Source organism: Streptomyces sp. NPDC005752, assembly GCF_040630715.1.
Lineage (GTDB): Bacteria > Actinomycetota > Actinomycetes > Streptomycetales > Streptomycetaceae > Streptomyces.
On sequence record NZ_JBEXYB010000017.1, the window covers coordinates 129,661 to 155,145 of the forward strand.

Here is a 25,485-nt window from a genome sequence, read left to right on the forward strand (position 1 = left end):
GGGGACGCCGGCAGGGCATCCCATAGGGTTGACCTGCGAGTAAGGGAGCGGTGAGCGTGAAGATCCTCGTCAGCGCCGACATGGAAGGCGCCACCGGAGTGACCTGGCCGGCCGATGTGCTGCCGGGCACCCCGCAGTGGGAGCGGTGCCGTTCGTTCTTCACCTCCGACGTGAATGCCGCGGCACTCGGTTTCTACGACGGGGGTGCCGACGAGGTCCTCGTCAACGAGGCCCACTGGACCATGCGCAATCTGCTCCTGGAACGGCTCGACGACCGCGTCCAGATGCTCACGGGCAAGCACAAGTCCCTCTCCATGGTCGAGGGCATCCAGCACGGCGACGTCGACGCCGTGGCGTTCATCGGCTACCACACGGGCGCCGGCACCGAGGGCGTGCTCGCCCACACCTACCTCGCGAACTCCATCACCGGCGTCTGGCTGAACGGGGTCCGTGCCAGTGAGGGGCTGCTCAACGCCCATGTCGCGGCGGAGTACGGCGTCCCCGTCATCCTGGTCACCGGCGACGACCTGACCTGTGTGGACGCACACGGCTACGCCCCGGAGGCGCGCACGGTCGCGGTGAAGGACTACGTCTCGCGCTACGCCGCCGTCTGCCGCACCCCGGCCCGTACAGCCGCCGACATCAGGGCGGCCGCCGCCGGTGCGACCGCGCTCGCCGGGCGCCGGGCACCCGTGACAGGCGGCACCTACGAAGTGGAGCTGGAGTTCGACGCCGAGCATCTGGCGTCCGCCGCGACCGTGGTCCCCGGTGTGGCGCCGAGCGGCGAGCGGCGCGTCGCCTACACCAGCGGGACCATGTACGAAGGTATTCGGACGTTCAAGGCGGTGACGACGATCGTGTCGGCCGCCGTGGAGGAACAGTATGGCTGAGGACAGCAGGCCCACCGGGTCGGTCGACGAGCAGGCGCTCTCGGAGGCGGTGACGTTCACCTCCGAGCTGATCCGCATCGACACGACCAACAGCGGCGACGGGAGCTGCCGCGAGCGCCCCGCCGCCGAATACGTCGCCGAGCGGCTCGCCGGGGCCGGGCTGGAGCCCGTCCTCCTGGAGCGCACCCCGGGACGGACGAACGTCGTGGCCCGGATCGAGGGAACCGACCCCTCTGCCGACGCCCTCCTCGTACACGGTCACCTCGACGTGGTGCCCGCCGTGGCCGACGACTGGACGGTGCACCCCTTCTCCGGCGAGGTGCGCGACGGCGTCGTGTGGGGACGCGGGGCCATCGACATGAAGAACATGGACGCGATGGTCCTCTCCGTGGTCCGGGCCTGGGCGCGCGCGGGCGTACGACCGCGCCGCGACATCGTCATCGCCTATACGGCCGACGAGGAGGCGAGTGCCGACGACGGAGCCGGATTCCTCGCCGACCGGCACGCCGGGCTGTTCGACGGCTGCACGGAGGGCATCAGCGAGTCCGGGGCGTTCACCTTCCACGCCGGCCCCGGCATGGCGCTCTACCCCATCGCCGCGGGCGAGCGCGGAACGGGCTGGCTCAAGCTGACCGCCGAGGGCAAGGCCGGGCACGGTTCCAAGGTCAACAAGGCCAACGCCGTCAGCAGGCTCGCCGCCGCCGTCGCCCGGATCGGTGCCCACGAGTGGCCGGTACGGCTGACCCCGACGGTGCGCGCCGCCCTCACCGAGATCGCCGCGCTGCATCACATCCGCGTCGACACCGAAGCCCCCGGCTTCGACGTGGACGAGCTCCTCGGAAAGCTCGGCCCGGCCGCGGCCCTGGTCGAGCCGACCGTGCGCAACAGCACCAACCCGACGATGCTGGACGCCGGTTACAAGGTCAACGTGATCCCCGGCCACGCCACCGCCCAGATCGACGGACGCGTGGTGCCCGGCGGGGAGGAGGAGTTCCGCGAGACCCTGGACCGACTGACGGGCCCCGGCGTCGACTGGGAGTTCCAGCACCGTGAGGTGGCTCTGCAGGCCCCGGTCGACTCACCGACGTACGCGAAGATGCGCGCGGCCATCGAGCTGTTCGACCCGGACGCCCACGTCGTCCCCTACTGCATGTCCGGCGGCACGGACGCCAAGCAGTTCTCCCGGCTCGGCATCACCGGATACGGCTACTCACCGCTGAAGCTGCCCGTCGGCTTCGACTACCAGGCGCTGTTCCACGGTGTCGACGAGCGGGTACCCGTCGAAGCCCTGCACTTCGGTGTCCGGGTCCTGGACCACTTCCTGCGCACCGCCTGACGAACGCCGGAAGCACCGCCCGGCGGACTGCACCGCCGCAACACCGATTGCCCGACCGAAGAGGGGGAACCGTCCATGGTGTCCACAGAGGCGTACGGCACTTGGCCGTCACCGATCGACGCGGAGCTCACCGCCTCGCACGACGGACGGCCCGAGTTCGTCGGGACCGTCGGCGACGAGGTGTGGTGGACGGAACCCCGCCCGGCCGAGGGCGGCCGGCGTGCTCTCGTGCGCCGCACGGCCGACGGCGGCACCCGGTCCGTGCTCCCCGAACCGTGGAACCCGCGCAGCCGCGTCATCGAGTACGGCGGAACGCCGTGGGCCGGTGCCCCGCGCGCGGAAGGCGGCCCCCTGGTCGTCTTCGTCCACTTCCCCGACCAGCGGCTGTACGCCTACGCACCGGACGGCCCGGGCGAGCCGTGGCCGCTCACCCCGGTGTCGGACGTCGGAGGAGGACTGCGCTGGGTGGAGCCGCAGTTGCACCTCGAGCGGGACGAGGTGTGGTGCGTACTGGAGGAGTTCACCGGGGAGTCGCCCACCGATGTGCGCCGGGTGATCGCCGCCGTTCCCCTGGACGGATCGGCCGCCGAGGACCGCACGGGCGTACGTGAACTCACCGACGACCGGAACCGGTTCGTCACCGGCCCGAGGCTGTCGCACGACGGCCGCCGGGCCGCGTGGATCACGTGGGACCATCCCCAGATGCCGTGGGACGGCACCGTCGTGAAGATGGCCGACGTCACCGCTGAAGGCGAATTCACCGACGTCCGGCCCCTGGTCGGCGACATCGACGAGTCCGTCGTCCAGGTGGAGTGGGACCGGGACGGCTCGCTGCTCTTCGTGTCGGACGTCGGAGGCTGGTGGGAGCTGCAGCGGATCAGGCCCGATGCCGTCGCCGGTGCGGTCGTGCCCACCAGCCGCCTCTGCACCGTACGCAACGAGGAGTTCGGCGGGCCGCTGTGGAAGATCGGCCTGCGCTGGTTCCAGCTCCTGGACAACGGGCTGATCGCCGTCGTCCACGGCCGGGGCACCACCGCACTCGGTGTGCTCGACCCGGAGACCGGTGACCTCGTCGACGCCGCGGGCCCGTGGACCGCGTGGGCGGAGTCGCTCGCCGTGCAGGACACCCGGGTGGTCGGCATCGCCGCGAGCCCTCACACGTCGTACGAAGTGGTGGAGCTGGACACGGCCACGGGCCACACACGGACCATCGGCGCGCCCCACCGGGACGCGGTCGACCCCGCCTACCACCCCGAGCCGCAGATCCGTACCTTCACGGGGCCGGCCGGACGCGAGATCCACGCCCACGTGTACCCGCCGCGCCACCCCGACCGCACCGGGCCCGACGGTGAACTGCCCCCCTACGTCATCTGGGCGCACGGCGGCCCGACCGGCCGCTCCCCGGTCGTACTCGACCTGGAGATCGCCTACTTCACCTCCCGGGGCATCGGCGTCGCCGAGGTCGACTACGGCGGCTCGACCGGTTACGGCCGCGCCTACCGCGAACGGCTCCGCGGACAGTGGGGCGTCGTCGACGTGGAGGACTGCGCCGCCGTCGCACTTGGGCTGGCCGAGGAGGGCGCGGCCGACCGCGGCCGGCTGGCGATCCGGGGCGGAAGCGCCGGGGGCTGGACCGCCGCCGCCTCCCTCACCCGGACCGACGTGTACGCCTGTGGAGCGATCAGCTACCCGATCCTCGACCTGGAGGGCTGGGCCACCGGAGAGACGCACGACTTCGAGTCGCAGTACCTGGAATCGCTCGTGGGGCCGTACGCCGAGGTGCCCGAGCGCTACCGCGAGCGTTCGCCCGTCAACCACACCGACGGCCTCACCACGCCGTTCGTGCTGCTCCAGGGGCTCGACGACCCGATCTGCCCGCCCGTCCAGTGCGACCGGTTCCTCGCCGCGATCGAGGGTCGCGGCATCCCGCACGCCTATCTCGCCTTCGAGGGGGAGGCGCACGGCTTCCGCCGGGCCGACACCGTGAGGCGTGCACTGGAGGCCGAGCTGTCGTTGTATGCGCAGACGTTCGGCATCGACCGCCCCGACGTACCGCGGCTGGAGCTCGCGAAGTGACCCTGGAACCTCTCGTCCGCGCGGCCCGGCTGCGCCCCGGGGCGCGGGTCGCGGTCGTCGCCCCCAGCGGCCCCGTGCCGGCCGAACGGATGGCGCGCGGCCTCGACCTGCTGCGCGGCTGGGACCTGGACCCCGTCGTGGCTCCGCACGCCCTCGACACCCACCCGGTCCTGGACCACCTCGCGGGTACGGACGAGGACCGCGCGCGGGACCTGCAGGAGGCCTGGTGCGACCCGTCCGTGGACGCGGTGCTGTGCGCCAGGGGCGGGTACGGCGCACACCGCATGGTCGATCTCCTGGACTGGTCCGCGATACGTGCGGCCGGGCCGAAGCCGTTCGTCGGCTACAGCGACGTCACCGTGCTGCACGAGGCGTTCGCGCTGCGGGCCGGGTTCTCGACCCTGCACGGCCCGATGGTCGCCACCGATGTCTTCCTGAAGGACGCAGCCACTCAACAGGCCCTGCGGTCCACCTTGTTCGAACCCGAGTCGACGCAGAGGCTCGGTCTGGACGGGGCGGCCGCGCTGGTCCCCGGTACGGCCCGGGGGGTCACCTACGGCGGCTGTCTGAGCCTGCTCGCCGCCGACGCCGGCACCCCGCAGGCCAGGACCTCCGCCCGGGGCGGCCTGCTGGTGATCGAGGACATCGGGGAGGAACCGTACCGGCTGGACGGCATCCTCACCCGGCTGCTGCGGATCGGCGCCCTCGACGGGATATCCGGGGTGGTGTGCGGCTCGTGGGAGGGGTGCGGACCGTACGAGGGCGTGCGGGCCGTGCTCGCCGACCGGCTGGGCGGTCTCGGGATTCCGGTGGTCGAGGAGCTGGGCTTCGGTCACGGACCCACGGCGCTGACCGTCCCGCTCGGCGTCCCGGCGGTGCTGGACGCGCCGGCTGACGGCGGCCGGTGCACGCTCACCGCCCAAGTGCCCGCGCTCGTCTGACGCGCAGGCCGCGGACACGGCGCATCTTCCGGGGGAACCCGGCTCCCGTACATTGACAGCGGTATGAGGTGTGTCACACCATGGGCCGGGCCCAGCACTTACCGGTCGGTAAGGTGTCCTCGGTGTGGAGGTCCATGTGTCGCGCGCCGTGCCCGGATTCCGCCGTCCGCTCACCTTGCTCGCGGGGGCGGCGCTCCTTGCCCCACTGGCCCTGACCGGCGTACCGCGGGCGTCCGCGGCCGAGCAGTACACCGTCACCGCGCTGGAGTTCACCGTGCGGGCCGGCGACCGGTCCTGCACCGTGGACGCCGACCTCTACAGGCCGGCCGGCGTCGACGCGCGGCATCCCGCCCCGGCCGTCCTCGCCACCAACGGCTTCGGCGGCAGCAAGTCCGACGGTTCCACCGACGTCATCGGCAGGTCCTTCGCCGAGCGCGGCTACGTCGGACTCGTCTACTCGGGCCTGGGTTTCGGCAGGTCCGGCTGCCTCATCACGCTCGACGACCCCGCGATCGACGGCGAGGCGGCCTCCGGGCTCGTCGACTTCCTCGCCGGTACCCGCGCCGCTGACGACGGCACCAAGGCCGACTACGTCACCTCGGACGCACCCGGTGACCCGGTCGTCGGCATGATCGGCGGCTCCTACGGCGGAGCCGTCCAACTGGCGACGGCATCCGCCGACCACCGCGTCGACGCGCTCGTCCCGCTGATCACCTGGAACGACCTGGCGTACTCGCTGGCACCCAACGCGGCCGGAGCGACCCGGGGTGTCTCCTCCGAGACGCCCGGCGTCTTCAAGTGGCAGTGGACAGACGGTTTCTACCTGATGGGTGAGGGTCAGCCCCTGCTGGTCCCGACCCTCGACCCGTCGCGTTTCGGCAGCCTCGGGTGCCTGCACTTCGCCGAGCGGGCCTGCGACACCATCCGCCTCCTGAACTCCGGCCGCTACCCCACCGCCGCGACGCGGGAGATGCTGACGTACGCGCGGAGCGTCTCGCCGGCCTCCTACCTGTCCGGTGTCACCGCGCCGACCCTGCTCGTGCAGGGCCAGGCCGACAGCCTGTTCAACCTCAACGAGGCCACCGCGACCTACCGGGCACTCGAGGCCCGGGGCACCACGACGAAGATGATCTGGCAGTCGTGGGGCCACAGCGGCGGCTCGGTGCCCGGCGAACTCGACCTGGGCAGCGGCAATCTGGAGACCAGCTACGTCGGGCAGCGCATCCTCGCCTGGTTCGACCGGTACCTCCACCACGACGAGAACACCTCCACCGGACCCGAGTTCGCGTACTACCGGGACTGGGAGAGCGGTTACGGCACCGCGGCCGCCGTACCGGGCATGTCCCGCACGATGTACCTCTCCGGCGACGGCGCTCTGGTGGACAGCCGCTCGAAGGTCGCCCGGGGCAGTCGTCAGTACGCCAACCGGCTCCTTGCGACGAGCCATTCGGAAAGCTCCCTCGCGGGGCTCATCGGGCTGTCCGACCCGGCGCCCTACGACACCGAGGGCACCTACCTCGGGTGGACCGGTCCGCCGCTGACGTCTCCGCTCGACGTGGTAGGCGCGCCGAGGGCCACGCTCAAGGTCGTATCGCCGAAGACGGAACGGGTCCAGAACAGCGGCGACGCCGCGGACAAGCTGGTGCTGTTCGCCAAGGTGTACGACGTGGCGCCCGACGGGACCCAGAAGCTGGTGAACCGGCTCGTCGCGCCGGTGCGCGTCCCCGACGTCACCCGCCCCTTCACCGTCGAGCTCCCAGGCGTCGTCCACCGGTACGAGGCCGGGCACCGGCTGCGGTTCGTGGTCGCCGGAAGCGACACGGCCTACTTCGGCAACCGGGGCGTCAAGCCGGTCACCGTGGTCAGCGCCCCGGGGGACACAGGCGTCCTGGAACTCCCCGTGGTCGGCTGACCGTCACCCGTACGGTCCCGCTCATCGCTCCCCGGGTCCCGGACGGAGGCATCCTGGGGCCGGGGGCCGCCGCCCCCGGCAGCCGGAGCCCAGGACTCAGCGAAAGGGCCGCTCAATGAGCCCCAAGGACGTACACAGCGGGAGTAGGGGCGCGTTCAGCGCCGCCCGGATCGCCGTCACCCTCCTGGCCGTGCTGACGATCGTCTTCATCTGCGTGAACACTGCCGACGTCACCATCCGCGTGATCATCCCGAAGGTCACGATGCCGCTCTGGGCGGCGCTGCTGGGGGTCTTCGTGGCCGGTGCGCTCTGCGGGGCCTACCTCTTCCGCAGGCGTGCGGCCCGCTGACGGCTGTCCGGCCGGCCGGCCGCGACCGTCCGGGTGAACCGCACCCTCGGCAGCGGGAGGCTGCAGGGGCCCACAGGCCGCCGGGCCGGTGATCCGGCGCGTCCTCGTGACCGGTCAGGCGGGCACGTTCCGGTCGACGTACTCGAAGACGGAGCCGTCGGGATGGAGGGCGATGAGATTGCGGCCGGCCGGCGTGGGCACGGGCCCCGCGATGACCTTGGCGCCCACCCGGGTCAGAGCCGCGTGGGCATCGTCGACGTCCTTGACCGCGATCGTCGCCGACACCTTGCGCAGCACCTCCAGTTCGGCTTCGGGACCGCTCATCAGCAGGAAGCAGCCGATCGCGGCCACCGAGACCCCGCCGCGCTCGAAGCGCAGAGCCGGAGTGCTGGTCAGGCCCTCGTAGAAGGCCACCGAGGCCTCCAGGTCGTCGACGCAGATACGCAGCGTGGTTCCCAGGATCTCCATGCCCACGAGGGTAGTTGCCCGCAGGCCCGTATGTGATCGGTTCCGTGCCCGACCGCCGGATCACGCCCGGCAGAGGACCTCGCCGTGGGGCACCATGAACCATGCGTCGGGTTCCTCGCCCCACGCACGCCAGGCCTCCGACACGGCCGTCAGCCGGCCGGCGCTGGCATGTCCGCCGTCCACCGCCTGCTTCGCGTAATCCGACGCGGTCGTACGGTCCGCCCAGAGGCCGCTCCACCAGGCACGGTCGTCCGGGGTGGCGAAGCACCAGGCCGCCGCCGTCGGGGTGACGTCGGTGAAGCCCGCCTGCCGCGCCCAGGACAGCAACCGGCGTCCGGCGTCGGGCTCACCGCCGTTGGCGCGGGCCACCCGGCCGTACAGCTCCTGCCACTCCCGCATCCCGGGCGCCTCCGGGTACCAGGCCATGGCCGCGTAGTCGCTGTCGCGGGCCGCGACGACTCCGCCCGGGCGGCATACCCGCCGCATCTCGCGCAGGGCCTGTACCGGGTCCCCCACGTGCTGGAGCACCTGATGGGCGTGGACGACATCGAAGGAGTCGTCGGGGAAGTCCAGGGCGTGGACGTCGGCGACGGCGAACTCCACGTTGTCCACACCGCGTTCGGCGGCAGCCTCCGCCGCGCGGTCCAGGACGTCGGGGCTCCTGTCGACCGCGGTCACCCGGCCGGGCGCCACCAGCGCGGCGATGTCCGCGGTGATGGTACCCGGCCCGCAGCCCACGTCCAGGAGCGCCTGGCCCGGGCGGAGGGCGCCGATCAGGTAGGCCGCCGAATTGGCTGCGGTCCGCCATCGGTGCGAGCGGAGAACCGACTCGTGGTGACCGTGGGTGTAGACGGCTGTTTCCTTCGGCATGGCCGGACGTCCCCTCTTGGACCTCAGTCGCGGGCGATGGGCCGACGGTAGCTGTGATGTCGAATTGTGAGATAGCTGTCTTGCTATGTGGATTGATTTAGACGGGCATCGGGCAGTACACCGTCAGCGCTTCCGGCAGCTTGTCGATGAGCAGCTCCGTCCCCGAGTGCGCCACCTCGCCGTCGTAGGCGTACGGAGTCCCTGGGGTGAGCCCGGCGAGCCGTACCCTGCGGCGACGCACGGCCGCGTGGGCGGGGGAGCGGCTCAGCGGTCCGGCGACCGCCGCGGCGAGCAGCCGGAGGCCGGGGGTCCTGCCGCCGTGCACCACGCGTACGTCCAGCAGGCCGTCCGCCAGGTTGTGGCGGCGGCCCGGCGCGGGGCCCACCCGCCGGAACAGCCCGTTGCCCACGAACAGCAGCCACAGCGGGCGCCGCTTGCCCTGGAGCTCCGCGGTCAGGGGGCGCGAGCCGCGCAGCGCCTCGAGGGCCGCGAGCACGCCCGCGGGCCAGCCGCCGATCCTGGGCGACCAGCGCTCCCTGGTCCGGACGAGCTCCGGGTAGACGCCCAGGCTGAAGGCGTTGAGGAAGTACCCGTGCGCGCCGTCGGGCCCCTGCGGGCCGGGCCGGAAGCGGCCCAGGTCGACCCGGACCGCGTCGCCCGCGATCAGCGCCGTCACCGTGTCCTGCACCGTCTCGATGCCGAGGTCGTAGGCGAAATGGTTGAGTGTCCCGCCGGGGAAGACGGCGAGCGGCACGTTGTGGGTCGCCGCGACGGCCGCCGCCATGTTGACGGTGCCGTCGCCCCCGCACACGCCCAGGGCCTTGCCCTCCTGCGCGGCCTTCTCCATGCATCCCGCCAGATCCGCCGGCGCGCACTCCACCGTGGACGCGAGCGGCAGGGCGTCGCGGATCAGGGCCGCCGCGGCGGTCGCGGAGCCGGACTCCCGGTTGACGACGACCACCAGGTCCTGCCCGGCGGGCAGTGCCGGGGCCTCGCCCGGCGGTCTGCCGGGGGCGGGCAGCTGTCCACGGGTCGGTACGACGCCCCGCAGTGCGAACGCGGCACCCACGCCGAGCGCCGCACCGGCCAGCACATCGCTCGGATAGTGGACGCCTGTGTAGACGCGGGACGCCGCCACGGCAGCCGCCACCGGCGCGACGACGGCGCCCCAGCCCTTCGACTCCAGTGCGACACCCGTCGCGAAGGCGGCGGCGGACGCCGCGTGCCCCGACGGGAAGGACGAGGTGTAGGGCTGCCGCTTCAGCTGCCGCATGACCGGGACCAGATCCACTATGGGGCGCTCCCTGCGGACCGCACCCTTGCCCACGGTGTTGATCGCGGCCGACGCCACCGCCAGTGAGGCGATCCCGCGCAACGCCGCCCTGCGGGACCGCGCGCTGGAGCCCAGCGCCGCCATGCCCGCGGCGGCTCCGAACCACAGCAGCCCGTGGTTGGCGCCGCGGCTCAGCCGGGGCAGGACGGCATCGGCGCCGGGCCAGTGTCGGTCGGCCACGCGCTGGAACGCGGCAAGATCGTGCTGCTGGAATCTGGCCCGCCAGCGGCCGGGGGAGGGGAGGCTGTTCGTTGTCGACATGGGACAGCGAATACCCTGCGACCGGGCGGTGAACCAGGAGGCGCGCACGGCGACCTCCGCCGGATCCTGGTCGAATCGCAGGGAATGAGGGGAATCGCCCCCGTCCCGCCCGCTCCGCCTCGCCGAACACGTTGCCCGGACAAGATTCCTGCCGTTAGCCTGCGTTCGTGATTCCGGTCAATGGCCGGAGTGTCGAACGAGATAGGCGGGCGATCATGGGACGACTCGTCCCCGCGGTGACCAGGGCGCTGGATGTCCTCGAGCTCTTCCTCCAGGGCGAGGGAACTCTTTCCGCCCCCGAGGTCACCCGCAAGCTCCAACTGCCGCGGACCACCGTCCACGAACTCCTCACCACGCTCGCCGCACGGTCCTACCTGGTCACGGTCCCCGAACAGCCGGGCCGCTACCGGCTGGGCGTGCGCACCTACCAGCTCGGCAGCCGCTACGCCGAGCAGCTCGACCTCGCGGCCGAGGGGCAGCAGGTGGCCCGCGAGGTCGCCGAGACCTGCGGCGAGACGGTCCACGTGGCGATCCTGGAGGACACGGAGGTCATCTACATCGCCAAGGTCGACTCCACGCACGCCGTCCGTATGGTCTCCGCCGCGGGCCGCAAGCTGCCCGCCCACTGCACCTCGGTCGGCAAGCTCTTGCTCGCCGCGCTCCCGGAGGCGGAGCTCGACGCCCGTCTCGACGGACGCGACCTCATCGCCATGACCGACAACAGCCTCACCGACGCCGTGGAGCTGCGGGCCGCGCTCGCCGCCGTCCGCAAGCGGGGCATAGCGGTGGAGCACCGGGAGTCGAACCCGGATGTGAGCTGTGTGGCCGCGCCCGTCCGGGACCGGTCCGGGCGGGTCGTCGCCGCGCTCTCCATCTCCGTGCCGATGATCCGCTGGAGCGAGGAGCGCGAGGCGGAACTCGCGCAGCTCGCGGCGGGCGGCGCCGACGCGCTGTCCGGCCGGCTCGGACACCACAGGGCCCAGATATGAGGTCGTTGCCGGACGTGGCCGTGCGGGAACAGGCCGAGCTGGGCGAGGGTCCCACCTGGGACGCTGCGGCCGGCCGGCTGATCTGGGTCGACATCCTCTCCTCCCGCGTCCACACCTACGACCCGGCGACCGGCCGCCGCACGGTCATGGTCACCGGCCAGCACGTCGGGGCGGCGAAGCCACGGGCGGGCGGCGGCCTCGTGGTCGTCCTGCGGGACGGCACCGGCCTGTACGGCGCCGACGGCGCCTTCTCCTGGCTCGTCCACGACCCCGCACCCGGACGGCGGGGCAACGACGCGGCCGTCGCCCCGGACGGCGCGCTCTGGGCCGGCACCATGCGCTACGACGAGGCCCAGGGGGGAGGCGCCCTCACCCGGATCGCCCCGGACGGCACGGTGAGCCCGGTCCTCGACGCGGTGACGGTCAGTAACGGCACCGGTTGGAGCCCGGACGGCCGGCTCATGTACTACGTCGACACCCCCACACGGCGCATCGACGTCCTCGACGTGTACGGGGAGCGCGCCCTGAACCGGCGCCCCTTCGTCGCCGTCGAGCAGGTGGCCGGGTGGCCGGACGGGCTGACGGTGGACGCCGAGGGCTGTGTGTGGGTCGCCTTCTGGGACGGCGCCGCCATCCGGCGCTACACCCCCGACGGCCGGCTGGACAGGGTCGTGGAGCTGCCGGTCAGGCGGCCCACGGCGTGCGCCTTCGGCGGACCCGGCCTCCGTGACCTCTACGTCTCCACCGCCCGCACGGGCCTGGACGCGCCCCACCCCCTGTCGGGCTCCCTGCTCGTGCTGCCGGACGCGGGGCAGGGGCTGCCGGGGACGCCGTTCGCGGGATGAGCGGGCGACGGGACGCCGTACGTATTTCTGCCGGGTTCCCTTCCGGTGCGGGGGCGGGCCCCTGAGAACCTCCGTATAAAGGGGCCTGAGGGCGACACAGGCGGAGGGAGGCCCCCGGATGCACCGGAGTGAGGGGAAGCAGCGGCCCCGCCCCCTCGGCGAGGACCACGGGCCGGTCCGCTACGGGCCGCCCGCCCCCGACCCCGGCCTTCCCGTACTGCCCGAACTCGCCGGCGTGCTGGCCGCCTCGGCTGCTCGGCCCCGTCCCGAGCCACCCGGTGGCGGAACGATCCTGCGGCAGGCGGCCTGCGCGTACTGGGAGAGGCGGAGCCTGCACGGGGGGCCCGAGGACGTCGCGGCGGCCCCGGGTGCCCAGCCGCTCCTGCTCGCGTTGATCGCCGCGTACGGCGGCGACGTGCTCATGCCCCGCCCCTGTCCCGCGACCTGGATGCCGCAGGCGCGTCTGCTCGGCCGGCCCGCGTACCACGTGCCGACGCCCGCCGAGTGCGGCGGCATCCCGGACCCGTACGCCCTGCTGGAGACCGTACGCAGGGTGCGGGCCGAGGGCGGCAGGCCCCGGCTGCTCCTGATCTCCGTGGCCGACGACCCGACCGCGACCCTCGCCCCTCCGGAACTGGTGCGCGAGGTGTGTGAGGCCGCGGTCTCCGAGGGGCTGCACATCGTGAGCGACGAGACCTGGCGCGACACCCTGCACCGGCCCCACGACACCGTCCTGCTCAGCCCCGCCGAGATGTGCCCCGACGACGTCACCGTCCTGACCGACCTGGCCGGAGCCCTCACCCCCTCCGCCTGGCCGGTCGCCGTCGCACGCTTTCCCGCCACCGGGCGCGCCGCCGCGCGCCGGGCCCGCGTACTCGACATCCTCACCGCTCTCGGTGCCCTCGTCGCCGAGCCCGTCGCGAGTGCCGCCGCACACGCGCTGGGCGAACCCGCAGCCGTCACGGAGCGGATCCGGCAGGCGGCACACCTCCAGGCCCACGTCGCCTCCGCCGCGCACCGCGCGGTGCTCACCGTGGGCGCCCTGGCCAGGCCGCCGCAGGCAGGCCGCCATCTCTACGCCGACCTCGGCCCGCTGCGCCCCCGGCTGGCCGCCCGGGGCGTCACCGACTCGATGGAACTGGAGGACTACCTGACGAAACGTCTCGGCACCCCCGCCCCCGGCGGGCACCGGTTCGGGGACGAACTGGGAGCGCTACGGGTGCGGATCGGCACCGGGCCGCTGCTCGGCTCAACCCCGGAGCAGCAGACGGAGTCACTCACTGCTGTGGAGCCCCTGGAATTGCCCCACGTCGCCCGAGCACTGAGCATTTTCGCAGCAGCCCTCGATGAACTCCGATGACAGGAGCCTCTCGATGACGGAACAGACCGAGCGTCCGTCCACCGGAGCCGGCCGCGTGCCCGCCGGCCCCCCTGTCGCCGCCCCGCGCCGCCTCGGTGAGATCCGGACCTGGCCCCGCAGCTTCGCGGACCGGCTCACCGCGCCGCTCCCGGGTGTCCGGGGCATGACCCGCCTGGCCAGGGAGCGCGCCCTCCGGCCCAACACCGAGGGACTCCGGGGCATTCACCGGCTGCCGTACGCTCCCCGGCCACTGCCCGCCGCCGGTCCGGACACGATGGCCGTCACCTGGGCCGGACACGCCAGCTGGATCGTCCGCATCGGGGGCCTCACCGTCCTCACCGACCCCGTCTGGTCCCGGCGCATCCTCGGCACCCCGGCCAGGATCACCCCCGTGGGCGTCCCCTGGGACGAACTGCCGCCCGTCGACGCGGTCCTGATCAGCCACAACCACTACGACCACCTCGACGCCCCCACCCTCCGCAGGCTCCCCAGGGACACCCCGCTCCTCGTCCCCGCCGGTCTCGGCCGCTGGTGCCGTCGCCGCCGCTTCACCTGCGTCACCGAGCTCGACTGGTGGGAGTCGGCGGAGATCGGCGGTGTCCGGTTCGACTTCGTGCCCTCCCACCACTGGTCCAAGCGCACCCTCCTGGACACCTGCCGGTCCCTGTGGGGCGGCTGGGTGATCGGGGACGGAGGAGGGCGCCGGCTCTACTTCGCGGGGGACACCGGCTACGGCCACTGGTTCAAGGAGATCGGCCGACGCCATCCCGGACTGGACCTGGCGATGCTCCCGATCGGGGCGTACGAACCGCGGTGGTGGCTCTCCGACGTGCACACCGACCCCGAGGAGGCCGTCCAGGCGTACGAGGACCTCGGTGCCCGCGCGCTGGCACCGATGCACTGGGCGACGTTCCTGCTCTCCGCCGAACCGGTCCTCGAACCGCTGACCCGGCTCCGCACGGCCTGGCAGCAGGCCGGACACCCGCGCGCCGACCTCTGGGACCTGCCGGTCGGCGGCTCACGCGTCCTGGACGCCTGACCGTGCCCGGCCGGCGCACAGGCTCCTCAGCCGGCCATGCGGGCCCTCAGCCGCCGCCAGAGCGCCGGCGTCCCGCTGATCAGCAGCGTCAGGACGACCGCCGCGAGCACTCCCTCCCACGGCTCCGGAAACAGCGAGCCACCCAGAATCCCGATCAGCTGATACGTCGCCGCCCACGCCAGACACGCGGGAACGTCGCCGCGGGCGAACTGCCGCATCGGCATCCGGCCGAGCAGACAGGCCAGCATCACCGGGATGCGCCCGGCCGGCACCAGCCGGGACAGCACCAGCACGGTCCCGCTCTGCTCGTCCAGCTTCTGCTGCGCCTGCGCGAGCCGCTCCGGAGCAGCCCGGCCGGTGATCGTCTCCAGCCACTTCGAGCCGTTCCTGGACCGCACCCCGCGCTGCCCCAGCCAGTACAGGCATATGTCCCCGAGGAACGCAGCGCTCGATGCCACGGCGAACACCACGAGCAGGGCGAACGGTGACGTCTGGTGGAGCGTCACGACGGCCGCCGTGCTCACCAGCGCTCCCGTCGGCACCACCGGCACCAGCGACCCCAACGCCACGAGCAGGAACAACGTCGGGTAACCGACGGCCTGCTGCGTCGACTCCGTCGGCAGCTGCCGCAGTACTTCCTCTATCACCTACGGGCCTCCGGTCTCACATGCTCACCGTGCCCCAGACGGTGCACCGCCACTTCCGGTGCCACCCGCGCCGCCTGCCGCACGAACTCGTCGCCCGGCGCATGGAACTCGTGCGGCCGGATCCCGTCCATCCCGATCGGCCAGTACGTGCCGTAGTGCACCGGCACGGCGGACCGCGGCTCCAGCATGGTCAGCACCTGCGCGGCGCGGGCCGCGTCCAGGTGGTGGTGGCCCAGATTGGGCCCCCAGCCGCCGACCGGGAGCAGCGCGACGTCCACCCGCCCCACCGCGTCGGCCATGCCCTCGAACAGCCCGGTGTCCCCGGCGAAATAGGTGCGGGCCTCGCCCTCGACGACGTATCCGAGAGCCGGCACCCGGCGCGGGCCGACCGGCAGCCGCCGCCCGTCGTGCAGGGCCGGAACCGCGCGGACCCGTACCTCACCGACCCGCACCACGTCTCCCGCGGCGACCTCGCGGATGCGCAGCCCGCGCGTCCGGCCCAGCATCCGGAGGCGCGGGACGGCCCCGACCGCTCCCCGGGGCACGACCAGCAGGCTGCCGGGGGCGAGGCGGGCCAGGGAGGGGAGATGCAGATGGTCGGAGTGCAGGTGCGAGATCAGGACCACGTCGGCGACCGCGGCCTCTGGCGGCGGGACGTCACCCCGGCGGCGCCGCAGGTGCGCGAAGCGCCGTGCGAACAGCGGGTCGGTCAGTACTCTGACCCCGGTGTCCTCGATCGTGCAGGTGGCATGACCCCACCAGGTGACCTCCACCGCCCCGCCTCCTTGTCCGTGCCCCCGACATCGCCGTACGCGTACGAGGGTAGGCGTTCTGCGCCCTTCCCACGCCGGAGAGCTCCTTCGCGCCGGAACCGGCATGCTCACGGGCCGCTACGGAGGGCTACCGCAGGGGTAGGGTCGTGTCCAGCATCCGAGTGCGGGGGGATCCGGCCATGGGCGACGTCGTCGCAGGCTTGCGGGTGGCGGCCATCGCCAGTCTCACACCGCTGGAGGAGCTCGACGGCGACCCGTTCCTCGTCGACACCCGGGCCCAGCACGCCATGTGCGCACGCTGGGCCGCGGACCGGGGACACGTCGTCACCCGCCAGCTCCGCGTCCACGGGCTGCGCCCCGATCACCGGGCCCTCTGGGCCGACACCGAAGGCGGCCGGGTCGAACTGTTCGTGGCGCCCAGCCACCGGGTGCTCGCGCGGGCACTCGACTCGGCGGCGGACTTCGCGGCGGAGTGCGAGCGCCGTGGTGTGCGGCTGGAATTCGCCGGCCTGGAGGAGCCCGCCTACACCGCGCGCACCAAGGCCGACGTCCACCGCCGACTCTCCATGCCGACCGCAGGATACGACGGCTGCTGATCGCCGGAGAGGGCGCGGGGCCTCGACGAAGCCGCGGAGGGCTGTGACAGGCTTGACGCCGGCCCGTGACGAACACCGGGCCCGGACGTGAGGTGGAACGGCGTGAGCGACGGTCGATGGCGTAGGGCCGGGGGAACCCTGATACGCGTGGTCGCGGTGTGGGCCGTCTCCACACTCACGCTGCTGACGCTCGCGGGGATCCTGCCCGACTTCCGGCTCCAGGCCGCCGACGGCGACACCGTCACGAGGACCGCCTTCACCGCGGCCTGGGGCGCGGGGGCCTTCGGTCTGCTCTCCGCCCTGGTGTGGCCGGTGCTCGTCAGAGCGCTGCTCATCGTGCCCGCCCTGGTCCTCGGCGCCCTCGTCTTCTTCCTCAACGGCTCACTGCTGCTGATCGCGCTGCGGCTCATCCCGGACGGGCGCGGCGACGCGAACCCGGAGACGGCCGTCGTCGTCGCGGCCGTCATGTCCGCCGTCGCCTCCGCGACGTCCACCGCCCTCGCGGTCCGCGACGACGACGCCTACCGGCGCAGGCTCTCCCGCCTCGCCGACCGGCGCCGCAGACGCAGCGGCATGCCGAGGAGCGCCGACGGCGGACGCGGTGGCCCGCCGGGCATCGTGTTCGTCCAGCTCGACGGGGTGGGGCACGACGTGCTCGAGCAGGCGGCCGCCGACGGCCTGATGCCGACCGTGGCCGGCCTCCTCGCCGACGAGGCGGGCCACCGGCTCACCCCGTGGACCACCGACTGGTCCAGCCAGACGGGAGCCAGCCAGCTCGGCATCCTGCACGGGAGCAACTTCGACGTGCCGGCCTTCCGCTGGTTCGAGAAGGAGACCGGCACCGTCATGGTCTCCAGCAGACCGGCGAGCGCCCTCGAACTGCAGCGAAGGGCCATAGCCCGCACCCATGACGGCGGCCTGCTCACCGTCGACGGTGCGAGCCGCGGCAACCTCTTCAGCGGCGGCGCGGACCAGCTCGCCCTGGTCCTGTCGATGGCCGCCAGGCTCGGCAAGGGCCGACGCTCGCGCGCCGGCTACTTCGCCTACTTCTCCGACCCGGCCAACGCCGTCCGGACGGCCCTGTCCTTCGTCGCCGAGGTGGGCCGCGAGATAGGCCAGTCGGTACGGGCACGGGTGCGCAAGGAGTCACCCCGGGTCAAGCGCGGTGGGCTGTACCCCTTCATCAGGGCGTTCGCGACCGTCGTCGAACGCGATGTGGTGGTCGCCGCGGTGATCGGCGACATGTTCGCGGGACGCACCGCGGTCTACGCCGACCTGGTCGCCTACGACGAGGTCGCCCACCACTCCGGGCCGCACAGCCGGGACGCGGAGAAGGTCCTGACCCGGCTCGACCGCTCGCTGGGCCTCATCCTGAAGATCGCCGACCACACCCCGCGCGACTACCGGATCGTGCTGCTGTCCGATCACGGCCAGAGCCCGGGGGAGACCTTCGCTGGGCGTTACGGCCTCACGCTCAAGGACCTCGTGCGAGCCGGCTGCGGGCTCCCCGTGCCCCGCCGGGCGCAGCGCACCCGCAGCGCTTCGGAGGCCCGTGACGCCGTACGCATCGCACTGCACAGGCCCGTCGCCGGGGAGCACGAGGCGGAGCACCCGGCCAAGCCCTCCGACCCTGTGGTGCTCGCCTCCGGAAATCTGGGGCTGCTGTCGTTCCCGGACATCGGGGGGCGGGCCTCACGCGAGCAACTCGACCGCCGCCATCCCGCGCTGCTCGGCACGCTGGCCTCCCACCCCGGAGTCGGTTTTCTCCTCGTGCGGAGTCAGAAGCACGGCTCGGTGGTGATGGGCCGGGGCGGTGCCGAGGTGCCCGTGGCGGAGCTCAGGGACGGGGAAGGGCCGATCGCCGTCTTCGGCGCCGGGGCGGCGGAAGCGGTGCGGCGCACCGATGGTTTCCCGCACGTGGCGGACGTCATGATCAATTCGATGTACGACCCCGGGACCGGTCGCGTACACGCCTTCGAGGAGCAGATCGGTTCGCACGGCGGGCTCGGCGGCGAACAGTCGCGGCCGTTCCTCCTGTGGCCGCGGACGCTGACGGACCCCCTCGACGTCGTGGCGGCGGACACCCCTCCGGGCGAGGCTCCGGAGGGTCCCGTGGTAGCGCCCTCGGCCGGCCCGGTGGGGGCGGAGACGGTGCACCGGGTGCTGGCGCGCTGGCTGAGGGAGCTGTCCGGCCCCCAGGTGCCGCTGCAGCAGGAGGGCTTCGCCGGGGCGGTGCGGGTCGACGAGCCCTTCCCGGACGGGCGGGAAGGAAAGGAGCAGCAGGACCGGCAGGAGGGGCCGGCCGGTGCGGGAGGCCCCCTCACCGCGGCCCGGGACTCCGACGAGGCCGTTCCGGACCCCGACGACGCCGTACCCGGTACCCGCGGATGAGCGGTTCCGGCCGTCAGGCCGACTCGCGCCGCACCAGCGTCGGACGGAAGACCACCGACGGCGCCGGGCCGTCGCCAGGACTGCCGATCTGCCTCAGGAGGAGCCGGGCCATCTCGGCGGCCATCTCCTCCACCGGCTGACGCACGGTCGTCAGCGGCGGATCGCACGCCACGGCCGCGTTGCTGTCGTCGAAGCCCACCACGGCCACATCCCCGGGCACGTCCCTGCCCGCCCGCAGAAGCACGGGGAGTGCCCCCAGCGCCATCAGGTCCGACGCGATGAACACCGCGTCCAGATCCGGCCGTTCGTGCAGCAGCCGCCGCATCGCCGAGGCCCCGCCCGCGTGGGTGAAGTCCCCCTCGGCCGTCACCACGTCCCCGATACCGTGCTCCCGCAGCGCGTCCAGGAAGCCCGTCAGACGCACCTGCCCCGCAGGCATGTCCTGCGGGCCCGCGACCGTTCCGACGCAACGTCGTCCCAGGCCCGCCAGATGATCGGCCGCGATCCGTGCCCCGGCCCGCTGGTCCGCCTCGACATAGGTGAGCGGTGAGGGCCGGCGCGGCCGGCCGGCGAGCACGGCGGGCAGCCGGGTGTCATGGAGCAGTCCGGGCAGCGGGTCGTCGGCGTGCGAGGAGATCAGCACCACCCCGTCCACATGGCCCCTGCGCAGATACGACAACAGCTGGTTGCGGGAGGCCTCGTCGTCGGCCAGCATCAGAACCATCTGGATCCCGGCGGGGCGCAGCACGTCCATCAGTCCGCCGACCACGCGCCCGAAGTGGGGGTCGGAGAACATCCGGCCGATGAACGGCTCGGAGACGGGGCGCCGTTCACGCTCCGACACCACCAGGGCGATCGAATCGGTCCGCCGCGTCACCAGCGCCCGCGCCGCGCGGTTGGGAACGTAGCCCGTGGTGGCCACCGCCTCCTCCACGACCCGCCGCAGTGCCGGGTCCACCGTGGTCGCACCGTTGATCACACGGGACACGGTCGCCCGGGAGACGCCCGCCACCGCGGCCACGTCCTCCAAGGTGGCGGGGCGTACGGGCGGTGAGACATCGGCAGTCATGCTGTCTTTATACCGGGTGGTCCGACGGACACGCGAAGGGTTCCGGCACGTCAGCGGCCTCGCCGCACCCGGTGCAGTCAGGACGGCGGACCGCTGCCCGGCCGTTGTCAGTGGCAGGCGGCAGGATGGTGGTCATGATGACGAACTCAGCCGGTGTGCTCACCGACACCGCCGCCTACGCAGCCGCGGTGGAGCAGGCCGAGCGTGCCGCCGCCGCGTATTACACCGCAGGTGAGAGCCCGCTCGACGACGATGCGTACGACCGGCTGGTGCGCGGCATCGCGGCCTACGAGGAGGACCACCCGCAGGAGGTGCTGGACGCCTCGCCGACCGGGAAGGTCGCGGGCGGGGCGGCGTCGGGGGACGTGCCGCACACCGTTCCGATGCTCTCGCTGGACAACGTGTTCTCCGCCGAGCAGTTCGTCACCTGGACCGCGTCCGTGGAGCGGCGGACAGGCAGACCCGTCGCCGCCTGGAGCGTGGAGCCCAAGCTCGACGGCCTGGCCGTCGCCGCGCGTTATCAGCAGGGCCGCCTCGACCTGCTCATCACCCGTGGCGACGGCACGGCCGGCGAAGACGTCTCGCACGCGATCGGTACGGTGCTCGGCCTGCCCGACCGGCTCGGTGCTCCCGTCACCCTGGAGGTGCGCGGCGAGATCCTCATGACCGACGAGCAGTTCGAGCAGGCCAACACGGTGCGTACGGAGCACGGCGCCGCGCCCTTCGCCAATCCGCGCAACGGGGCGGCGGGCACCCTCCGGGCCAAGGACCGCCCGTACCGCGTGGAGATGACCTTCTTCGCCTACGGCGCGCTGGCTCTCCCGGACTCCGGTGAGCTGACGGCCACCCTGGCCGAACTCCCGCACAGTGAGGTCCTGGAGTACGTCGCCGGGCTCGGCGTGCACACGGCGGCGGACACCGAGGTCGCCCCACGCACCGTCACCACGGTCGAGGAGGTGCAGGCAGGGGTGGAGGGCATCGCCGCCCTGCGTGCCTCGCTGCCGTTCGGGATCGACGGAATCGTGATCAAGGCGGACCGGGCGGCCGACCAGCGCGACGCGGGGTCCGGGACACGGGCACCGCGCTGGGCCATCGCCTACAAGCTGCCGGCCGTGGAGAAGGTCACCCGGCTGCTGGGCGTCGAATGGAACGTGGGCAGGACCGGCATCATCGCGCCGAGGGCCGTGCTGGAGCCCGTCGAGATCGACGGGTCCACCGTCAGCTATGCCACGCTGCACAATCCGGCCGACATCACCCGCCGTGATCTGCGCCTGGGAGACCGCGTGATGGTCTACAAGGCGGGCGACATCATTCCCCGCATCGAGGCGCCCGTCGCGCACCTGCGGACGGGCGAGGAGCGGCCGGTCGTCTTTCCCGAGGTGTGCCCCCAGTGCGGCTCGGAGATCGACATGAGCGAGCAGCGCTGGCGCTGCATCCGGGGCCGCGACTGCCACGTGGTCGCGTCCATCTCCTATGCGGCCGGCCGTGATCAGCTCGACATCGAGGGGCTCGGTGCCAGCCGCGTCGTCCAGCTCGTCGACGCGGGCCTGGTCCAGGACTTCGCCGATCTGTTCACGTTGGAGCGTGACCGGCTGCTCTCCCTGGAACGGATGGGGGAGACCTCCACCGACAATCTGCTGGCGGCCATCGAGGCCGCCGCGTCCCGTCCGCTGTCCCGTGTCTTCTGCGCCCTCGGCGTCCGCGGTACGGGCCGGTCCATGTCCCGCCGGATCGCGCGCCACTTCGCCTCGATGGACCGGATCGTCGCGGCCGACGCGGAGGCGTTGCAGCAGGTCGACGGCATCGGCAAGGAGAAGGCGGCGGCGGTCGTCAGGGAACTGCAGGAGCTGGCGCCGCTGATCGGCAAGCTGACGGTGGCCGGGGTCAACATGACGGAGCCGGGAGCCACCCCGCCGCCGGAACCCGGTGCGGTGTCCGAGGAGGGTGCCGGCGAACAGGCCGAGGCGGGCCTGCCACTCGGCGGCATGACGGTCGTGGTGACGGGGGCGATGACCGGGGCCCTGGAGAAGCTCTCACGCAACCAGATGAACGAACTGATCGAGCGGGCCGGAGGGAAGTCCTCCTCCAGCGTCTCCAAGCGCACGAGCCTGCTCGTCGCCGGGGAGAAGGCCGGATCCAAGCGGGCCAAGGCCGAGGACCTCGGTGTGCGGATCGCCGCGCCCGAGGAATTCGCCGAGCTGGTCGAAGCCTTTCTGGCCCTGGAGGTGTGAGGCCATACACGACCATGTGTCTTGGGATTATCGGGGGAGTGGCCTTTCCGTGCCTTGTATTGCATAGTGATGGGTCAATCATGCCTCGCTATCAGTGGCTCGGTGAGTGCCGGCGGCTGTGGCGGGCGACCTGAGGGTGAGGGCCGATGCGTTCTTCGCGTGACGGACGGCGGCGCGGTCGCCCGGTCCTCCGGCGGCAGGCGGCACCCGCCGGTGCGGCGTCCCGGCGGGCCGGCCCCGTCAGGGGACTCGCCATCGACCTGGGAAGCTCCGGGGCCCGCGCCTGGGTCCCCGGGCAGGGGCTCGTCACCGATGGACCGGCCGACCGGGAGGACGGCGCACGCCGGCCGGTCCGGCGGGGGCGCATCGTCGACGCCGACTCCTGCGCCGGGCTGCTGGACCGTCTCGCCGACACCGCGCTGGGTCCCCACCGGCAGGACAGCGTGATCGTGCTGAGCCACCCCGTGCTGGCAGGACCGGAGCACCGGACGCTGGCGGGGGAACTCCTCGCCGCGCTCGGTGCGTCCGATGCCGTGGTGCTGAACAGCGCCAGCGCCGTCGCCGCGTGCGCCGGACCGCCGGGCGGAGGACCCGTGCTCGTCGTCGACATGGGCGCGGAGCTGACCGAAGTCGCCCTGCTCGTCGACGGATCGGTCGTCGACGCCCGCCAGGCCGACGTGGGGCTCAGTGATCTCGGACCGCAGGCACCGCCGACGGAACTCGTCGGGAACGTCCTCGATATGATCACGTCCATGTGGCGTGAAGACCGGCACGGCGCGATGCGCGGAGCGCTCCGCCGGGGCCCCGTGCTCACCGGCGGCGGAGCACTCCGTCGTGACGTCACCGACCGGATCGAGGGCTGTCTCGGCGTTCCGGTGCGTGTCACCCCCGACCCTTCGACGGCCGTGGTGCGGGGCGCGGCGCTGATCCTGGACTCGCTGAGGTGAGCCCCCTCCCGGGGGCGGCCCGGGGGAACGCGCCCCCGCGGGTGCCGCATGTCACACCGCCGCACCAGGCGCGGCACATCCTTGCCGCGCTGCTCCTCGCCGTCCTGGCTCTGCTCGGAGGAGTGCCGACGGCAACCGGAGCCGTGCTGCCGGGCACATCCCTCGCCAAGCTCTCCGACCCCTCAGCGCACACCGCGGACACCGTTACCCGTGCCGCGGACACCGCCACGCACGCTGCGGACACCGCCACGCACATCGCCCGGCGTGCCGCGCATGCAGCCGACGCCGCCACACAGGCCGTTCCCGTGCCGGGGCCGCGTGCGGGCGCCGATCGCCCGCACCCCCCGCACCCCTGCCCCCCACCCGGTCACGGCGCCCTGCCGCCGCGTACACAGAACCTTCCACCCCCTCGGGGTGCCGTCGCGGGAACAGCCGGTGCCGGGCCGGTCGTCGTCGTACGGATCAGGGCGGCGCTGCCTGGTGTGCGGGGCCCTCCGGGGGTGAAGGCCAGTCAGCCGGCCTTCCACCGGTCCTGTTCCGCAGACCTGTCGTCACGCCCTCCCCGCTGAGACCGGGGCGGACGACGCCCACTCGAGGGGACTCCCATGACTCGCGCCACCACGGTGCGAGCGGTTCTGGCTGCCGCCGTACTGCTCGCCGCCGTGTTCGTCACACTGACCATGTCACCCAGACTCGGCCTCGATCTCCAGGGCGGCACCCGGATGGTGCTCCAGGCCAAGGACTCCGACACCGCCAAGGCCGACCGGGAGAGCACCGACCGCACCCTGGAGGTGCTGCGGCAGCGCATCGACTCCCTCGGCGTCTCCGAACCGACCCTGACGCGCTCGGGCGAGGACCGGATCATCGTCGAACTGCCCGACGTCCAGGACCCGAGACAGGCCGCCGAGGTCATCGGAAAGACGGCACAGCTCGGCTTCCACGCGGTCCAGGGTCCCGAAGCCGCGCAGAAGGACGAAGGGAAGACGCTCCCCGACGAACAGGGCACTCCTCTCCCACTCGGCCCGGAACGGCTCTCGGGTGCCGGGGTCCAGGACGCCACCGCGCAGTTCGACGCCCAGCAGGGCACGGGCTGGACGGTCTCGCTCGACTTCCACGAGGACGCGGGCAAGGAATGGACGCGGCTCACCGGGGACGCCGCCTGCAACCCGGCCGGGGACGAACGGCGCCGCGTCGCGATCGTCCTCGACGGCAAGGTCATCTCCTCACCCCAGGTGGATCCGTCGGTCGGCTGCGAGATCGGGCTGCCTTCTGGTTCCACCCAGATCACCGGTTCCTTCAGCGCCGACGAAGCACGTGATCTCGCGCTGCTCATCAAGGGCGGCGCGCTGCCCGTACCCGTGGAGATCGTCGAGCAGCGGACCGTGGGCCCGACGCTCGGTGCCTCCGCCATCGATGCGAGCGCCCGTGCCGCACTCATCGGTGCCGCCGCGACCGCGCTGTTCATCACCTTGGTGTACCGGCTGTTCGGCGCGCTCGCCGCGCTGGCCCTGGGCGCGTACGGCGTGATCTCCTACGCCGCCCTCGTCGCCCTGGGCGTCACCCTGACCCTGCCGGGACTCGCCGGCTTCGTTCTCGCCATCGGTATGGCGGTGGATGCGAACGTCCTTGTCTTCGAACGGGCCCGTGAGGAGTACGCGGGCCGGACGAGCCGCTCGCTGCGCTCCGCGCTGACGGCCGGATTCCGAAACGCGTGGAGCGCGGTCGCCGATTCCAACGTCACCACCCTCATCGCGGCGGCGCTTCTCTTCTTCCTCGGCTCCGGGCCGGTCAAGGGCTTCGGGGTCACGCTCGCCATCGGTGTGCTGGCCTCGATGTTCTCGGCGCTCGTCATCGCCCGCGCGCTCACCGAGATCGCGGCCGGCTCCCGGTTCGTCAACGACTACCGGGGAGTCAACGGCATCGCACGGCCCGGTCGCGTCCGCACCTGGCTGAACACGCGCGACATCCAGCTGTTCCGGTCGCCGCGCCGCTGGCTGATGATGTCCACCGCGCTCGTGCTCGTCGCCGTGACCGGCATCCTCGTGCGCGGAATCGACCTGGGCGTCGAGTTCACCGGGGGGGGGGGGGGGGGGGTGTGGCGCCCCCCCCCCCCCCCCGCCGGCCCCCCCCCCCCCCCCCCCTGCGCCCCCCCGGGGGGGGGC

The 25,485-nt window shown here is 72.8% G+C and carries 21 protein-coding genes; 15 read left to right on the forward strand and 6 right to left on the reverse strand.

The annotated features are described in order from the left end of the window. The first annotated feature begins 56 nt into the window (after positions 1 to 56). From ABZ441_RS16655 to ABZ441_RS16680, 6 genes are all read left to right on the forward strand, one after another. Positions 57 to 890 carry a M55 family metallopeptidase gene (locus ABZ441_RS16655; RefSeq protein WP_358973910.1) on the forward strand — a complete coding sequence of 278 codons (834 nt, stop codon included), beginning with the start codon at positions 57 to 59 and terminating at the stop codon, positions 888 to 890. Continuing rightward, positions 883 to 2,226, forward strand: coding sequence for a M20/M25/M40 family metallo-hydrolase (locus ABZ441_RS16660; RefSeq protein WP_358973844.1), 1,344 nt, complete (start codon positions 883 to 885; stop codon positions 2,224 to 2,226). The genes ABZ441_RS16655 and ABZ441_RS16660 overlap by 8 nt, the downstream gene beginning before the upstream one ends. A gap of 75 nt (positions 2,227 to 2,301) precedes the next feature. Beyond that, a complete protein-coding gene (locus tag ABZ441_RS16665; RefSeq protein WP_358973847.1) occupies positions 2,302 to 4,302 on the forward strand; it encodes a prolyl oligopeptidase family serine peptidase in 2,001 nt (666 codons plus the stop codon). After that, positions 4,299 to 5,243 (forward strand): LD-carboxypeptidase, encoded by a 945-nt coding sequence (locus ABZ441_RS16670; RefSeq protein ID WP_358973850.1) that lies wholly within the window; start codon positions 4,299 to 4,301, stop codon positions 5,241 to 5,243. Before ABZ441_RS16665 ends, ABZ441_RS16670 begins: the two co-directional genes overlap by 4 nt. Before the next feature lie 124 nt (positions 5,244 to 5,367). After that, entirely contained in the window at positions 5,368 to 7,155 is a 1,788-nt protein-coding gene (locus ABZ441_RS16675) for a CocE/NonD family hydrolase (protein WP_358973853.1), read from the forward strand. A 115-nt stretch (positions 7,156 to 7,270) separates the two neighbouring features. Continuing rightward, a complete protein-coding gene (locus ABZ441_RS16680; RefSeq protein WP_358973855.1) occupies positions 7,271 to 7,504 on the forward strand; it encodes a LapA family protein in 234 nt (77 codons plus the stop codon). A 114-nt stretch (positions 7,505 to 7,618) separates the two neighbouring features. Here the strand turns inward: ABZ441_RS16680 and ABZ441_RS16685 are convergent, their stop codons facing one another. From ABZ441_RS16685 to ABZ441_RS16695, 3 genes are all read right to left on the reverse strand, one after another. After that, complete coding sequence (locus ABZ441_RS16685) at positions 7,619 to 7,972, reverse strand: VOC family protein (RefSeq protein ID WP_358973857.1); 354 nt, start codon at positions 7,970 to 7,972, stop codon at positions 7,619 to 7,621. 60 nt (positions 7,973 to 8,032) lie between these two features. Further along, positions 8,033 to 8,842 carry a methyltransferase domain-containing protein gene (locus ABZ441_RS16690; RefSeq protein WP_358973858.1) on the reverse strand — a complete coding sequence of 270 codons (810 nt, stop codon included), beginning with the start codon at positions 8,840 to 8,842 and terminating at the stop codon, positions 8,033 to 8,035. Between the two features lie 97 nt (positions 8,843 to 8,939). After that, entirely contained in the window at positions 8,940 to 10,436 is a 1,497-nt protein-coding gene (locus tag ABZ441_RS16695) for a phosphatase PAP2 family protein (protein ID WP_358973861.1), read from the reverse strand. A 215-nt stretch (positions 10,437 to 10,651) separates the two neighbouring features. Between ABZ441_RS16695 and ABZ441_RS16700 the strand changes: the two genes are divergently transcribed. From ABZ441_RS16700 to ABZ441_RS16715, 4 genes are all read left to right on the forward strand, one after another. Further along, positions 10,652 to 11,425, forward strand: coding sequence for an IclR family transcriptional regulator (locus ABZ441_RS16700; protein ID WP_358973864.1), 774 nt, complete (start codon positions 10,652 to 10,654; stop codon positions 11,423 to 11,425). Continuing rightward, positions 11,422 to 12,270, forward strand: coding sequence for an SMP-30/gluconolactonase/LRE family protein (locus ABZ441_RS16705; RefSeq protein WP_358973866.1), 849 nt, complete (start codon positions 11,422 to 11,424; stop codon positions 12,268 to 12,270). Before ABZ441_RS16700 ends, ABZ441_RS16705 begins: the two co-directional genes overlap by 4 nt. 118 nt (positions 12,271 to 12,388) lie before the next feature. Further along, on the forward strand, positions 12,389 to 13,630 hold the full coding sequence (locus ABZ441_RS16710) for an aminotransferase class I/II-fold pyridoxal phosphate-dependent enzyme (protein WP_358973869.1): 1,242 nt from the start codon (positions 12,389 to 12,391) through the stop codon (positions 13,628 to 13,630). A 13-nt stretch (positions 13,631 to 13,643) separates the two neighbouring features. Next, complete coding sequence (locus tag ABZ441_RS16715) at positions 13,644 to 14,669, forward strand: MBL fold metallo-hydrolase (protein WP_358973872.1); 1,026 nt, start codon at positions 13,644 to 13,646, stop codon at positions 14,667 to 14,669. Positions 14,670 to 14,695: 26 nt separating this feature from the next. On the opposite strand, the gene ABZ441_RS16720 is transcribed toward ABZ441_RS16715, so the two are convergent. Beyond that, complete coding sequence (locus ABZ441_RS16720; protein ID WP_358973876.1) at positions 14,696 to 15,316, reverse strand: VTT domain-containing protein; 621 nt, start codon at positions 15,314 to 15,316, stop codon at positions 14,696 to 14,698. After that, positions 15,313 to 16,089: an MBL fold metallo-hydrolase gene (locus ABZ441_RS16725; RefSeq protein ID WP_358973879.1), complete on the reverse strand. Its 777-nt coding sequence runs from the start codon at positions 16,087 to 16,089 to the stop codon at positions 15,313 to 15,315. Before ABZ441_RS16725 ends, ABZ441_RS16720 begins: the two co-directional genes overlap by 4 nt. Positions 16,090 to 16,268: 179 nt before the next feature. Between ABZ441_RS16725 and ABZ441_RS16730 the strand changes: the two genes are divergently transcribed. Together ABZ441_RS16730 and ABZ441_RS16735 are read left to right on the forward strand one after the other, a co-directional pair. Next, a complete protein-coding gene (locus tag ABZ441_RS16730) occupies positions 16,269 to 16,685 on the forward strand; it encodes a hypothetical protein (RefSeq protein WP_358973913.1) in 417 nt (138 codons plus the stop codon). Between the two features lie 102 nt (positions 16,686 to 16,787). Beyond that, positions 16,788 to 19,076: an alkaline phosphatase family protein gene (locus ABZ441_RS16735; protein ID WP_358973882.1), complete on the forward strand. Its 2,289-nt coding sequence runs from the start codon at positions 16,788 to 16,790 to the stop codon at positions 19,074 to 19,076. 13 nt (positions 19,077 to 19,089) lie between these two features. Here the strand turns inward: ABZ441_RS16735 and ABZ441_RS16740 are convergent, their stop codons facing one another. After that, on the reverse strand, positions 19,090 to 20,145 hold the full coding sequence (locus tag ABZ441_RS16740) for a LacI family DNA-binding transcriptional regulator (RefSeq protein WP_358973885.1): 1,056 nt from the start codon (positions 20,143 to 20,145) through the stop codon (positions 19,090 to 19,092). 134 nt (positions 20,146 to 20,279) lie between these two features. Between ABZ441_RS16740 and ligA the strand changes: the two genes are divergently transcribed. The 3 genes from ligA to secD form a co-directional block, all read left to right on the forward strand. Further along, positions 20,280 to 22,376, forward strand: coding sequence for an NAD-dependent DNA ligase LigA (ligA, locus tag ABZ441_RS16745; protein ID WP_358973888.1), 2,097 nt, complete (start codon positions 20,280 to 20,282; stop codon positions 22,374 to 22,376). Between the two features lie 146 nt (positions 22,377 to 22,522). After that, entirely contained in the window at positions 22,523 to 23,323 is an 801-nt protein-coding gene (locus tag ABZ441_RS16750; protein WP_358973891.1) for a rod shape-determining protein, read from the forward strand. A 605-nt stretch (positions 23,324 to 23,928) separates the two neighbouring features. After that, the coding region (secD, locus tag ABZ441_RS16755) for a protein translocase subunit SecD (protein ID WP_358973895.1) at positions 23,929 to 25,485 on the forward strand (1,557 nt) is incomplete at its 3' end.